Genomic DNA, 12,353 nt, shown 5'->3' with positions numbered 1-12,353 from the left:
AAAAGGGGATAAAAAATGAGCCAAAAAATCGAAAATAAAATTCTAGGCGTTACTTCATTAAGGAGAATTAAAATAACGCTAATTGTAATCACAGTGGTATTTTGCTTACTGTTTATCTTTGCTTTATCCTTCAGAAGTGGCTTTATCCTTGATTTTTTGGGAATCCATATAGAGCTGCCTATAGGTAAAAAAGTGATTGTGCCAGATGATTACTCCTTAGTAGATAGCAATAATAACGGGATACCTGATCCTATTGAAATAGTAAATGCTGCAAGATATGAGGTCAAACAGCGGACTAAATACCAAAGCAACTACTATGCAGGAGGATACCCACCCGATGATGAGGGAGTGTGTACCGATGTAATATGGAGAGGACTAAAAGGGGCAGGTATTAACTTAAAGGACTTAATGGATAAAGATATAAAAAACAATATTGAGCTTTACCCCAGAACAAATGGACTAAGAGAACCTAATATAGACTTTCGCAGGGTGCCCAATCAGTATGTTTTTTTTGAGAGATTCGCCGAATCACTAACAACAGAAATAATTCCTGGGGATATCGAAAACTTGAAAAAGTGGCAGCCAGGAGATATTGTTGTCTTTAAGGGACTAAACCATGTGGCAATAGTATCAGATAGAAGGGCCAGAGATGGAACGCCCTTTATTATCCACAATAGTCCACCGTTTGCATCAGAAGTTAAACTTAAATCATTAAACAGGGAGATTAAAGGACATTATAGGTGGAAATATAATAAATAAATGCCTTTAGCGCACTAGATGTGTACTAAAAGCATATATTATTATGGGATTCGAATGTCAGCAGCCTGACTCGAATGTTTTATGCACTACAAGTATTGTACCCGCTCAGCAGAAGCTATATATAAGAGCTGCCTGCTTTTGTTAAAATAGTTAATGTGGTAAGGGAATTATCTTTAACACTTAATTGGATCTTTAGTGTTGAAAAATAAAGGACCAAACGGCATCTCATTGAATAGTTACTATAGTAGTTCAAATATTAAGTAAATAAAATCGGACTAATCTCTGATATTCTGACCCTGCCATGTTAACATGACATTAAAAAAGAGTTAATCTATCGTTATCTATTGCTGGGAGGAGAGAAAATGGATATAAAAGAAAAGGAACAGTTTATTAAAGAGCAAGAGGAGTCTCTTGCTAAAATTCATTATCTTTATGACAGAATTAAGATCCTTGATAATTCTTTACAAAAGCTTTACCCAGTTACAGTCGTTGAAGAAGATACATTCTATGTATTTGATTTAAACTCTAAAAATAAATACAAATTTGTTATGGAACATCCCACACCAATGCCGATACCCGAGGGTGTAATGGCTGCTTTCCCCCTAGAGTTTTATAGCATGAAACCTTCTGCTATAGTATCTAAGGAGATTTTTAATAGCTTAGAAGGGTACGTTTTTATTTTTCATGAATTTGTACACTGTCATCAGTGGGAAAATGGTGAAAATGAATTAAAGGAAAGCCTTGAAATAGCTAAAAAAGCAAACAAAGGGAGTGACTACATGTGGGAAATAAATCATCCCTTTCCCTACAATGATAAGGACTTCGTATCTGAAACAATACAACTAAATAATCATTTTGAGAATCGGGATTACGACAAAGTGTTAAAATACCATAGAAAATTGGCCAAAGAACTAAGTACTATTGATTATGAGTACATGATTTGGCAGCAATGGAAAGAAGGATTTGCAAGATATATTGAAAACCTAATTAGAGCTGAACTAAGCTTGAAACTAAACACAGCAGAACTAAGAAAACCATTTAACAGAGTCAGTTTTTACGACTTGGGAAGTAAACATATAGAATTGTTAGTAGACAGGGAGAGTGAGTTGAAAGGCAACATTAAAGAACTGTTTTTGAAAATGTACTAAGGGAGAGGTTTCGAAATTCGATACTGAATATCAGGAGCCTGACCCGATTTTTTATGAGCTAAAAAATAAAGTGTTTGCAATCATGTAAAACATATGATATAATCTTTATTTAGGTTAAAGAAAGTGAATTAGCCAGATGTATTTAAGTTATATTTGCAATAATTTTATAGAAAGCGTCAAGCCTACTAGAGACTTGCTTTCATTTTGTATGTTAATACTTAATTTTAGATTTTGAGGATAAATTATAACAACAGTTAAATTTGAATTTATTTTTGAACTTACGATATAAAAATTATTAGAAATATATAGTTTATCAATCAAGTTTTGTTTACTTTTGCTTGATGATTAACGATACTGGCTAACATAAATTCTTATGTTAGTTTTTTTATGAAAAAAAGTAGAATTTAATTTTAAAGGAGGTGTTTATATATGGAAATAAATATAATGCTAGCGCTTGTTTCTTTGTTTTTAATTACAGCGACTACCAATATTTTAGCGACTTTAAAGAGCATATTGCTGGCTAAAAAGATTATGAACCCGGTATATTTTTTAGTTTTTGCAGATGCAATGATTTTTGCCACCGTTGTTGGGCAGGTAGCCAATTCAGACGGAGTTCATTTTGCCGTTGCTTATGCATTAGGGAAAACGCTTGGTGTATTTATAGGCGGTAAGATTGAAGAAAAACTTGCCCTTGGTATACTAGAAATAGATGTATTTTTAAATAATAAAAATAAAATGGTAGAAGTGGCTGAAAAGCTTAGAAAAGAAGGTTATACCGTGAACAATTACTTGGCTCGAGGTAATAACGGTGGAAGAAGATACAAGGTAGAGGTTGTAATAATGAGAAAAGAATTTAAAGTTTTTGAAGAGATTATTAAGAAGTGTGGTCTAAATGACCCGACGCTAAAGATAAAAAATCTTAATAAGGTAGAAGGTAAGATCACCACAACAAGAATAGTAAAACCAGTTTAAGTTGAAGTAAAAAATGCAGCGTTTAGCTAAAATGTATGTTTCTAAGAATAAATTTAAACTAGAAAAGAGGCTGAAGATATGAGAGCAGTTAATAGAGAAAACTTAGAAAAAGGCAGTAGAGTGAAGGTTGTACAAAAACAAGACCAAAGATCTGGAAAGTTGACGGAGGGGATTGTCCAAAAGATACTGACAAAGTCCCATACCCATCCCCATGGAATAAAAGTAATGCTTGAAGATGGTGTAGTAGGAAGAGTTAAAGAAATATTAGAGCAATAAGAGCACTTAGCTTAAAAAGCTAGGCGCTCTTATTTTATTGGGAGCAAATTTTAGGCTTAACTTAACACTTAGTGTTCTTAATTATAACATTCCTTGTAAAAGTTTAAAAAGTTAGTATAATATTTGGTATAGTTGGGGGTAGATGCCCTAGGTGTCTTTAAATCTGTAACTGTAGTAACCATTTTCATAAATATCTTATGGATGAATAAAAAGTTATAAACAGGAGGTGATAGGGTGGCAAACAAAAAATTTTGGAGGATATTTATTAGTTTTCTCTTAATTATTAATAGTTGTTACTTTGGGCTAGAGCTTTATAAAGAAGGTATAAGAAACCAGTGGATGGAAAACGAACAGTTAAATCAAGAAGCATTTACGGAGCTTAGTCGGTTAGGCAGCTGGACATATTTTATAGAGGTTGTGCTGCTAATAATAATTGTCACAGTAGCAGCTTGGATTATCATGAAAAAGCATAGGAAACTTTTAAGATTTTTAACCTATATTAATATAGCAGCCTGTGTTATATTTTTTGGAATAGGAATATTATTAGCTAATATTTTTGAAGCGACCGCTGGGAACCTAGTTCAACACTTAATAGGGCCAACTTTTATCACTGTTCTACTAATTATTTACCAATTGGTTCTGTTATTTATGAAAAAAAGAGACAGCACCTTTAAAAATTAAAAGAAGTTAAACACATATAAAAATCCCAAAGCTTAGGAAAGCTTTGGGATTTTTAACTCCATATCCACATGAGGGATATTATCTTCTAGATATTGATCCGATACAACCTTAAAGCCCAGCTTTTTATATAAGTCTAGTATATAGCATTGGGCGGATAAATGTATTTTGGTATAATTTGTATTTGTTTTTATAGTTTCGATGGCTTCTTTTAATATCATTTGGGATAGACCTAGGCCCCGATAAGATTTGTGAGTCACCACTCTTCCTATAGCTGCGCTGCTATCTTTAAAAAGGATGCGGGCATAGCTTACAATGTTACCATCTTTTTTTATGTACAAATGCCATGCCTTCTGGTCGTTATTGTCAAGCTCAGGGTATGGGCAATTTTGTTCTACCACAAATATATCTACTCTAAGTTTCATGATTTCGTAAATATCCTCATTACTTAGGTCTGAAAAGGTTGATATAATAATTTGTTCATTTGTATTCATAGCATCACTCCCCTATATCTATTCTATCTTATTTTGCTTGTTTAAACTATAGAGTTTGCAAATTTGCTAAAAGGATTTGCCTTTGATAAACTTTAGAGGAGGTGATGAGAATGGAATGCCCAATTATACATATGGATATGGACTCTTTTTTTGCTGCTGTAGAAAAGAGAGATAGACCGCAGCTTAAAGATAAGCCGGTAATTATGGCTAATGACCCCAAAGAAAATCCAAGGGCTGTAGTTTCCACAGCTTGCTATGTAGCTAGAAAGTTTGGGGTAAAGTCAGCTATGTCTGCTGCTCATGCGCAGCGTTTATGTCCTGACGGCATTTTTATAGCACCTAACAAAAATAAATATGCTAAGGAAAGCAAGATTATCATGGAGATACTGCATAGCTTTACCCCAGCTGTGGAGCCATTGTCTATCGATGAGGCTTTTTTAGATGTCAAAGGCTGTGAAAAACTGTGGGGAAGTTCTCGTGAAATAGCTAAAAAAATACAGCAAAAGATTTTAAAAGAAACAGGACTAACTTGTTCGCTGGGGATAGCTCCCAACAAATATTTAGCTAAGCTATGTTCTGACTATAAAAAGCCTAACGGCATTACCTATCTTCCCCCAGATAAAGTTAATCAATTTTTGCTGCCATTGGAGGTGGGCAAAATATGGGGAGTTGGGGGAAAGCTGAAGGCTGAGCTGAATAAATTGGGTATATATACAGTGGCTGACTTACAAAAATGCTCCCAAAGTTTTTTAACTAAACGCTTTAATAAAATGGGGACGCAGTTATGGAGTTTAGCGAGAGGAATTGACAATCGGCCTGTACAATCAGTGCAAAAGGCACAATCCATAAGCAGAGAATATACCTTTAAAGAGGATATTAGAGATAAGAATTATTTAGGAGGTGTGGTTTACTCCATATCTGATGAAATTAGCAGAAAGCTGAGGGCTGAGGATATAAAGGCCAAAACAGTTTACATAAAGGTAAAGTTTAGCTGCCACAAGACGATAACAAGGCAGATTAGCATTATTTCAGGAACTATGCTTTCTTCAGAGATATCACAAAAGGCTGTTAAACTTTTAGAAGATGTATTTAAGTTTGAAAAACAGCCAATCAGGCTGTTGGGGGTTGGGGTTGCAAACTTGACCTCTCAGGAGTCCAAGCAGTTAAGCTTTTTTGATGATGCAGATATAACAGGTGAAAAAGAGGAAAAGCTTTTGGCATCTTTAGACGAGGTTTTAAAAAAATACGGGGAGAGCTCTGTATTTAGGGCATCCACTCCAAATGTAATTATGGAGGAAAAGTTACGTGGAAAAACTACTAGAAAAGCAAATAATAAAAGGGTTAAAAAATAAAGAAGAATGGGCCGCTGACAAGCTACTAGAGCACTACGGACAAAACATTTATGCCCTTGCTTATAAATTTACCAAAAACGAACATGACGCCAAGGACCTTACCCAAGAAATCCTGATAAAGGTGCTACAAAAGATCCACAAGTTCAAAGGTGAAAGTAAGCTTGGGACCTGGATATACCGCTTGGCATACAATCATTGCCTAGACTTTTTAAAAACTAACCAAAAACATAGCGAGGCTTTAAAAAATTCTTCTACCAGTACAGAAGAAGTTCCTAGAAAAGCTAATGACCCTCATGGGATAATGGAAAATAAGGAGAAGTACTTAAACCTTTTTAAGGCCTTAGAAAAACTAGAGGATAAGTATAGAAATATTATTATATTAAAGGAATTTAGAGGGCTGACATATGAACAAATAGGGAAGCATCTAGATATCCCCGAAGGTTCAGTTAAATCTTCTCTTTACAGGGCCAGAAGAAAGCTAGCAAAATTGTACTTGAGCTTGGAACAATGACAAAAGAAATTCGTCTAAACAGTAAGGGCGGTGAAAATTATGAAATGCAATGAGCTACAAAAAATTATAGATAAAAGTTACGATTCCCCACTGAGTAAAGAAGAAAAAAAGCTAGTTTTACATCATATCGAAAGCTGTGCAAGCTGTAAGGCGGAATATGATTTTGCATTAACATATAAAGGTTCGTTAGCCAATAGTAATGGTCCAAAAATGCCTGAAGGGTTGAGGGATGATTTTTTGAAACAAGCTAAAAGCCAACAACTAATTAAGGACAAGAATAAAAGCAAACAAAAACGTCCTTTAGTTATAGCGTACAAAGCTAGTGCAATTGCTGCTGTATTATTGCTACTTTTTATAAGCGCCGATATTTTAGGCCAACTAGGGGCAGAAGTACCAGAGCAACCACAGGCCGAAGAATTTCAGATAATGGATATACCACAAGAAGAGGAGCCTAGTTTGGAAGATACTCAAAACCTGATAGATCTAATAGTGGACAGAATAGTATATATTGCTATAGCGGTCATGCTGTTAGTTCCCTTTGGGTGGAATTATTTGAAGAACAAAAAAAGTTGATATTATATCTATTAAAATAATCCCAGAAACTGCTGCGTAAAAAAATCGCCGAGCAGCTGGGATTTTGCTTAAGTTACGGGCTTATAATTGCCATAGTGGTAAATGATATAGTTAAAGTGCATTTTAAGATTTCAAAGGAAATTATTATAAAAATGGAGAATAATATAGGTGTATAGTAAATAAGGAGTTGTTTAATTTATGAAGAAATTGATTGTAATTGATGGCAACAGTTTGATTTATCGTGCTTTTTTTGCGCTACCTCTTTTACAAACTGAAGGCGGTCGCTACACTAATGGGGTATTTGGATTTACCACCATGCTACTTAAAGTTTTAGAAGATGAAAAACCAGATTATATGTTAGTGGCATTTGACAAAGGTAAAAAAACCTTTCGGCATGATACATACAAGGAGTATAAGGGACATCGTCCTAGCACACCAGATGAGCTCAGAGAACAGTTTAAAACAGTTAAAGAAATGCTAGAGCTTATGAATATAAAGTTTTATGAAGCGGAGAACTATGAAGCAGACGATATAATAGGTACCGTTTGTGAACAAGCTAAAGAGCAAAAACTTAAAACTACGGTGGTTACTGGAGACAAGGATATTTTACAATTAGTGGATGAATCTGTAGAAGTAATGTTGACAAGAAAAGGGATTAGCAACACAGAAAGGTACAATGTGGAAAAGTTTGTTGAAGTTTATGGCATAAGCCCCACACAGTTCATTGATATAAAAGGCTTGATGGGCGATTCTTCCGATAACATTCCTGGCGTGCCAGGAGTTGGTGAAAAAACGGCGCTAAAGTTTATCAAAAAGTATAAAGATATCGAAGGTGTTTACGAAAATGTAGAAGAGTGCGGCGGGCCTAAGATGCGTGAAAAACTAAAGGCTAATAAAGATATAGCTTTTATCAGCAAAGAGCTAGCCACAATTTACAAAGAAGTACCAATTGACTTTAAATTTAACGACTTAAACATAGGAACTTTCGATGTAAAGTTAAGGGATATGTTTATGGAGTTAGAATTTAACTCATTATTACCTAGGCTAAATATCGAGACGCCTCAGCAGCAAGTAAAGGAGTTAGAGGTAAAAGGTAATACTAGCGCTAAAGATTTACAAGATAAAAAGGTCGCTTTTTGGTGGACTGATAGTATTATCTATGTTTGCGATGGTGAAGAGGTTTATAAGCTGGAAGATGAAAAGCAGATAAAGCAGTTTTTATGTGATGAAAGCATAGATAAAATATGTTACGACAAAAAGAGTGCTTTACACAAAGCAAGGGACTTAGGCTGCGAGCCAAAGGGGTTAAATTTTTGTACGGTCATAGCAGCATATCTTTTAAAACCAGAACAAAAAGAATATACAATGGAGTTTTTGTCCACAAACTATTCTGGAAACACTGCCGTCTGTGATGACTTACCTCAAAACTATAGCTATGCCCTTTTTAACATAGCTCAAAGCCTTAAAAAAGAGCTAGAGGAGAAAAATCTTTGGAAACTTTATTTAGAGTTAGAACTTCCTCTTACGGAAGTTTTATATACTATGGAAAAAAAAGGAGTAAACATAGATAAAGAACATTTAGCTGAACTAAAGAATGAGTTTTCAAAAAGGCTTGCTGATTTGGAGGAGAAAATTTACTCTTATACCGACGAAAAGTTTAACATAAACTCACCAAAACAATTGGGGAAAATTCTTTTTGAAGAGTTGAACCTACCGGTTATAAAGAAAACAAAGACAGGATACTCTACAGATGTATCGGTACTGGAAAAGCTTCGCACCGAGCATCCTATTATAGAGCATTTGCTAGAATATCGTATGGTGGCTAAGATAAAATCAACTTATCTAGAAGGAATGGAAGGGTTAATAGGCAAAAGTGACGGGAAAATTCACACCCACTTTAACCAGACTATAACAGCTACTGGCAGATTAAGTAGTACTGAACCTAACCTTCAGAATATACCTATCCGAGTGGAGGAAGGTAGAAAGGTAAGAAAAATATTTGTACCCCATCAAAAAGATAATATTTTAGTTTCTTTGGACTATTCACAGATAGAGCTAAGAATAATGGCGCATATGTCTCAAGATCCAGTCATGATAGATGGCTTTAAAAAAGATCAAGATATCCATAGCAGAACTGCTGCGGAGGTTTTTGGGGTTGACTTAGACAACGTCACTTATGAGCAAAGAAGAAATGCAAAGGCTGTAAACTTTGGTATAGTATATGGTATAAGTGATTACGGGTTGTCCCAAAACTTAGGTATCAGCCGAAAGCAAGCTAAGGAGTTTATTGATAGGTATTTTGAAAGGTATGTCGGCGTAAAGAGCTTTATTGAAGAAACGGTGGAAAAGGCAAAGGAGAAAGGATATGTAACTACATTATTTAATAGAAGGCGATATATCCCTGAGATTAACAGTCGCTCCTTTCATCGTAGAAGTTTTGCCGAAAGGACGGCAGTAAACACTCCTATACAAGGGACAGCAGCAGATATAATCAAAAAAGCTATGGTGGATATCCATAAAGCTAACCTTGCCTGTGATATGCTACTTCAGGTTCATGATGATTTGGTATTTGAAATAGATAAAAGCAAAGCTGACCAAGTTATACCAAAAATTAGGACATTAATGGAACAAACAATTGAATTAGATGTAGCGTTAACAGTTGACGTCAATAAAGGTAATAATTGGTACAACATGGAGTAAGAAAAGGAGAATGGTAGATGCCAGAGTTACCGGAAGTGCAGACTGTAGTAGATGGGCTTCAAATTTTAAAAGATAGATTTATTGAAGATGTTGAAGTATATAACGATAACACTGTTAAAAACCCTAACACAAAAAGCGAGTTTGAAAATATCTTAAAGGGCAAAAAAGTTTTGGATGTGTTTAGGAGGGGGAAATATATAGTATTTCAGTTAGATGGTGAGTATAAGCTTATAACCCACCTGCGAATGACGGGGAGGTTAGTTGCAAAAGAAGATGTAATTTCAAAATACACAAGGGTTAGATTTGTATTTAACGATGGTTTAAAGCTTAATTTTAACGATGTTAGAAAGTTTGGAACCATGTCTCTTTTGCACCAAGACGAAATGTTTAAAGAAAAGGGGTATTTTAACTTAGGCCCAGAGCCTTTAAGCCAGGATTTTAACAAGGAGTATTTATTAAGCAAATTAGCCTCAAGTAGAGCGATTAAGACAATTATCTTAGACCAGACCAAAATAGCAGGGCTAGGTAATATTTATGCAGATGAATGTCTTTTTTTAGCGGGGATAAACCCTCAAAGGCAAGGCAAGAGTTTGACTAAAGATGAAGCTTCTTTATTAGTAGATAAAATTAAACTAGTGTTAGAAAATGCAATTGAGTACGGAGGCACAACCTTTAGAGATTATCGAAACTCCAAAGGTGAAAGTGGAAAGTTTCAAGAGTGTCTATTTGTATACGGAAGAAAAGGTCAACTGTGTTTAAGTTGCCACAATGAATTGCTTCACGAAAAGATTGGTGGTAGGACATCGGTCTTTTGCCCAAATTGCCAAAGGTAGAATCACAGAAATCGCCTAAACTCCATATAGTATTACACCCCTAAAAGTAAGAGGTGATTATATGGAAGTTTGGGCGATGCTTTTAATAGGTATGGCTGTTAGCATAGATGGCTTAGGGGCTGGTGTTGCTTACGGAATTAATCGGGTTAGGATGAGCTGGTTGACTATTGTTTTAGTTTCAGTCGCATCTGGGTTTGCGATATACGCCAGTTTACTAGGTGGGAGGCTTTTTTCCTACTTTCTCACACCAACAGTTGCAGAAACTATCGGCGCTGGTATTTTGATGTTGATGGGAATATTTCTGTTTACAAATGGTATAAAAACTCTATTATCTAAAGCGAAACAAAATGGGATAGAAAGCAAAAAGTGGTATCAAAGTATTTTAGATATATTAAAACAACCAATGGCTGCTGACATTGACAAATCAGGTACTATAAGTCACTATGAAGGTGTTTTGCTAGGTGTTGCATTAGCGATGGACGCGTTTGGGGCAGGTTTTGGTGCAGCCCTTTCAGGAGCTAGCCCCGAAATTATGGCTGCAACAGTAGTTGTTTTTAAAGGTATAATGTTAACCTGTGGACTTTACCTTGGAGCAATTTTTTCTAATCTTCAGTGGCAAGGTATTCTGATATTGTTACCGGGGATAATATTTTTTACCCTTGGCACCATTAATCTGTTATAATATAAAACAGTTAAGCTTTTAGCTTAGCTGTTTTATAATATGTAGGAAAATATTTTATATTATTATTCATAAATAGTATTAGGAGGGAATAGTGTGTTAATTATAGGACTGACTGGAGGTATAGCTAGCGGAAAAAGTACTATATCAAAGTTGCTTAAGAGAATGGGAGCGAAAATAATTGATGCAGATATAGAAGCTAAAGCTGTTACTAAGCCTAATACGCCAGCTTGGGAAGAACTTGTAAAAAGGTTTGGCGAAGAAATTTTAAGAGTAGATGGTAGTATCGATAGAAGAAAACTAGGTAATATCGTTTTTGGTGATGATGAAAAACTAAATACTTTAAATAATATTGTTCACCCCCGAGCTATAGAGAGAATCGAAGGGAAAATCTTAAAATTTAAAACAGGAAATAAATATAAAGTTATAGTTTTGGATGCGCCACTGTTAATTGAGACTAACATGGTAGATCTTGTTGATGAGGTATGGTTGGTGGCGGTTGATCAACAAACCCAAATAAACAGGTTAATGGATAGAGATAATTTTACTAAAGAACAAGCAAAGGCCAGGCTACAGGCACAAATGCCACTAGAAGACAAAAAAAAGGTAGCTGATGAAATAATTGATAATACAGGCAGTAGAAGACAAACTCGTGAGCAGATTTTATCCCTTTGGCAAAATAAAGTGGGAGAGTTAAACTAGAGGGTTAGGGGGCCTTTATATTGAAAAAAAACCTTATAGTATATGTTGCAATTATTTTAATCCTTTTTACGTTAGTGTTTGCGTTGCATCAAACTAATATCATCTGGAGGTACCTATATCCAACAGACTACAAGGATCTAGTTTATGAATATAGTTATAAAAATGACCTAGACCCATATTTAGTATTTTCCATTATCAAAGTGGAGAGTAAGTTTCAAGAAGATGCTGTTTCTAGGCGTGGCGCCCTTGGTTTAATGCAGTTAATGCCGGATACTGCAAAATGGATAGCGGAACAAAAAGGTGTTAATCTTAAAAGTGAAGATGAGATTTTAAAGCCGGAAGTTAATATAGCCCTAGGCACTTGGTATTTAAAGCATTTGATTGATAATTACGACGATAAGAATGTTGCCATTGCTTCATATAATGCCGGCAGGGGTAACGTAAAAAAGTGGTTAGATGAAGGGGTTTGGGATGGCAGCCTAAAACTAGCTAATGAAATCCCCTTTGCAGAAACAAGAGAGTATGTGTACAAGGTAAATATCGCTTATCAAAAGTACAAAGAAATATATTAAAAAGAGGCTGGTTGCTACATAGGCCAGCCAGGCAGAATAAGCTTATTTATAGGTTTCGCGGCCAAACACTAGTATAAAGTTATTCAGTTAAAACGGTTCCCAAA

The 12,353-nt window shown here is 35.2% G+C and carries 14 protein-coding genes; 13 read left to right on the top strand and 1 reads right to left on the bottom strand.

What is annotated here, in order from left to right; all coding sequences use genetic code 11:
- Window positions 1-15 precede the first annotated feature (15 nt).
- The 5 genes from PRVXH_RS10285 (at window position 16) to PRVXH_RS10265 (ending at window position 3,836) form a co-directional block, all read left to right on the top strand.
- Window positions 16-759 (top strand): DUF1287 domain-containing protein, encoded by a 744-nt coding sequence (locus PRVXH_RS10285; protein ID WP_353892684.1) that lies wholly within the window; start codon window positions 16-18, stop codon window positions 757-759.
- 362 nt (window positions 760-1,121) lie between these two features.
- On the top strand, window positions 1,122-1,907 hold the full coding sequence (locus tag PRVXH_RS10280; protein WP_353892683.1) for a hypothetical protein: 786 nt from the start codon (window positions 1,122-1,124) through the stop codon (window positions 1,905-1,907).
- A gap of 429 nt (window positions 1,908-2,336) precedes the next feature.
- On the top strand, window positions 2,337-2,879 hold the full coding sequence (locus PRVXH_RS10275; RefSeq protein ID WP_353892682.1) for a DUF5698 domain-containing protein: 543 nt from the start codon (window positions 2,337-2,339) through the stop codon (window positions 2,877-2,879).
- Between the two features lie 78 nt (window positions 2,880-2,957).
- Window positions 2,958-3,155 (top strand): YwbE family protein, encoded by a 198-nt coding sequence (locus tag PRVXH_RS10270; protein WP_353892681.1) that lies wholly within the window; start codon window positions 2,958-2,960, stop codon window positions 3,153-3,155.
- A gap of 234 nt (window positions 3,156-3,389) precedes the next feature.
- Window positions 3,390-3,836 (top strand): hypothetical protein, encoded by a 447-nt coding sequence (locus tag PRVXH_RS10265; protein WP_353892680.1) that lies wholly within the window; start codon window positions 3,390-3,392, stop codon window positions 3,834-3,836.
- Window positions 3,837-3,868: 32 nt separating this feature from the next.
- Here PRVXH_RS10265 and PRVXH_RS10260 read toward each other — a convergent pair whose 3' ends face one another.
- Entirely contained in the window at window positions 3,869-4,327 is a 459-nt protein-coding gene (locus PRVXH_RS10260) for a GNAT family N-acetyltransferase (RefSeq protein ID WP_353892679.1), read from the bottom strand.
- Window positions 4,328-4,437: 110 nt separating this feature from the next.
- Here PRVXH_RS10260 and dinB point away from each other — a divergent pair, with 110 nt between their 5' ends.
- The 8 genes from dinB to PRVXH_RS10220 all read left to right on the top strand — a co-directional run bounded on the left by dinB (window position 4,438) and on the right by PRVXH_RS10220 (window position 12,249).
- The gene (gene dinB, locus PRVXH_RS10255) at window positions 4,438-5,679 is read left to right on the top strand and encodes a DNA polymerase IV (RefSeq protein WP_353892678.1); all 1,242 of its coding nucleotides are present in this window, start codon (window positions 4,438-4,440) and stop codon (window positions 5,677-5,679) included.
- Window positions 5,633-6,190 (top strand): RNA polymerase sigma factor, encoded by a 558-nt coding sequence (locus PRVXH_RS10250; RefSeq protein ID WP_353892677.1) that lies wholly within the window; start codon window positions 5,633-5,635, stop codon window positions 6,188-6,190. Before dinB ends, PRVXH_RS10250 begins: the two co-directional genes overlap by 47 nt.
- Window positions 6,191-6,229: 39 nt before the next feature.
- The gene (locus tag PRVXH_RS10245; protein WP_353892676.1) at window positions 6,230-6,763 is read left to right on the top strand and encodes a zf-HC2 domain-containing protein; all 534 of its coding nucleotides are present in this window, start codon (window positions 6,230-6,232) and stop codon (window positions 6,761-6,763) included.
- 198 nt (window positions 6,764-6,961) lie between these two features.
- The gene (polA, locus tag PRVXH_RS10240; protein WP_353892675.1) at window positions 6,962-9,463 is read left to right on the top strand and encodes a DNA polymerase I; all 2,502 of its coding nucleotides are present in this window, start codon (window positions 6,962-6,964) and stop codon (window positions 9,461-9,463) included.
- A 17-nt stretch (window positions 9,464-9,480) separates the two neighbouring features.
- On the top strand, window positions 9,481-10,296 hold the full coding sequence (gene mutM, locus PRVXH_RS10235; RefSeq protein ID WP_353892674.1) for a DNA-formamidopyrimidine glycosylase: 816 nt from the start codon (window positions 9,481-9,483) through the stop codon (window positions 10,294-10,296).
- 61 nt (window positions 10,297-10,357) lie between these two features.
- The gene (gene ytaF, locus PRVXH_RS10230; protein ID WP_353892673.1) at window positions 10,358-10,978 is read left to right on the top strand and encodes a sporulation membrane protein YtaF; all 621 of its coding nucleotides are present in this window, start codon (window positions 10,358-10,360) and stop codon (window positions 10,976-10,978) included.
- 93 nt (window positions 10,979-11,071) lie between these two features.
- Window positions 11,072-11,677, top strand: a complete 606-nt coding sequence (gene coaE, locus PRVXH_RS10225) for a dephospho-CoA kinase (RefSeq protein WP_353892672.1) — start codon at window positions 11,072-11,074, stop codon at window positions 11,675-11,677.
- Window positions 11,678-11,697: 20 nt separating this feature from the next.
- Entirely contained in the window at window positions 11,698-12,249 is a 552-nt protein-coding gene (locus PRVXH_RS10220; protein ID WP_353892671.1) for a lytic transglycosylase domain-containing protein, read from the top strand.
- The last annotated feature ends 104 nt before the right edge of the window (window positions 12,250-12,353 follow it).

The organism is Proteinivorax hydrogeniformans (assembly GCF_040515995.1).
GTDB lineage: Bacteria > Bacillota > Proteinivoracia > Proteinivoracales > Proteinivoracaceae > Proteinivorax > Proteinivorax hydrogeniformans.
The sequence above is the reverse complement of the archived record's forward strand: the minus strand, read 5'-3'. Positions and strand labels throughout refer to the sequence as shown.

Bases quoted from the DNA above. Each gene is read 5' to 3' on its own strand.
- ytaF (WP_353892673.1), top strand. From the start codon at position 10,358: ATGGAAGTTTGGGCGATGCTTTTAATAGGTATGGCTGTTAGCATAGAT.
- PRVXH_RS10280 (WP_353892683.1), top strand. From the start codon at position 1,122: ATGGATATAAAAGAAAAGGAACAGTTTATTAAAGAGCAAGAGGAGTCT.
- PRVXH_RS10285 (WP_353892684.1), top strand. From the start codon at position 16: ATGAGCCAAAAAATCGAAAATAAAATTCTAGGCGTTACTTCATTAAGG.
- PRVXH_RS10245 (WP_353892676.1), top strand. From the start codon at position 6,230: ATGAAATGCAATGAGCTACAAAAAATTATAGATAAAAGTTACGATTCC.
- PRVXH_RS10275 (WP_353892682.1), top strand. From the start codon at position 2,337: ATGGAAATAAATATAATGCTAGCGCTTGTTTCTTTGTTTTTAATTACA.
- PRVXH_RS10270 (WP_353892681.1), top strand. From the start codon at position 2,958: ATGAGAGCAGTTAATAGAGAAAACTTAGAAAAAGGCAGTAGAGTGAAG.
- PRVXH_RS10260 (WP_353892679.1), bottom strand. From the start codon at position 4,327: ATGAATACAAATGAACAAATTATTATATCAACCTTTTCAGACCTAAGT.
- mutM (WP_353892674.1), top strand. From the start codon at position 9,481: ATGCCAGAGTTACCGGAAGTGCAGACTGTAGTAGATGGGCTTCAAATT.
- polA (WP_353892675.1), top strand. From the start codon at position 6,962: ATGAAGAAATTGATTGTAATTGATGGCAACAGTTTGATTTATCGTGCT.
- dinB (WP_353892678.1), top strand. From the start codon at position 4,438: ATGGAATGCCCAATTATACATATGGATATGGACTCTTTTTTTGCTGCT.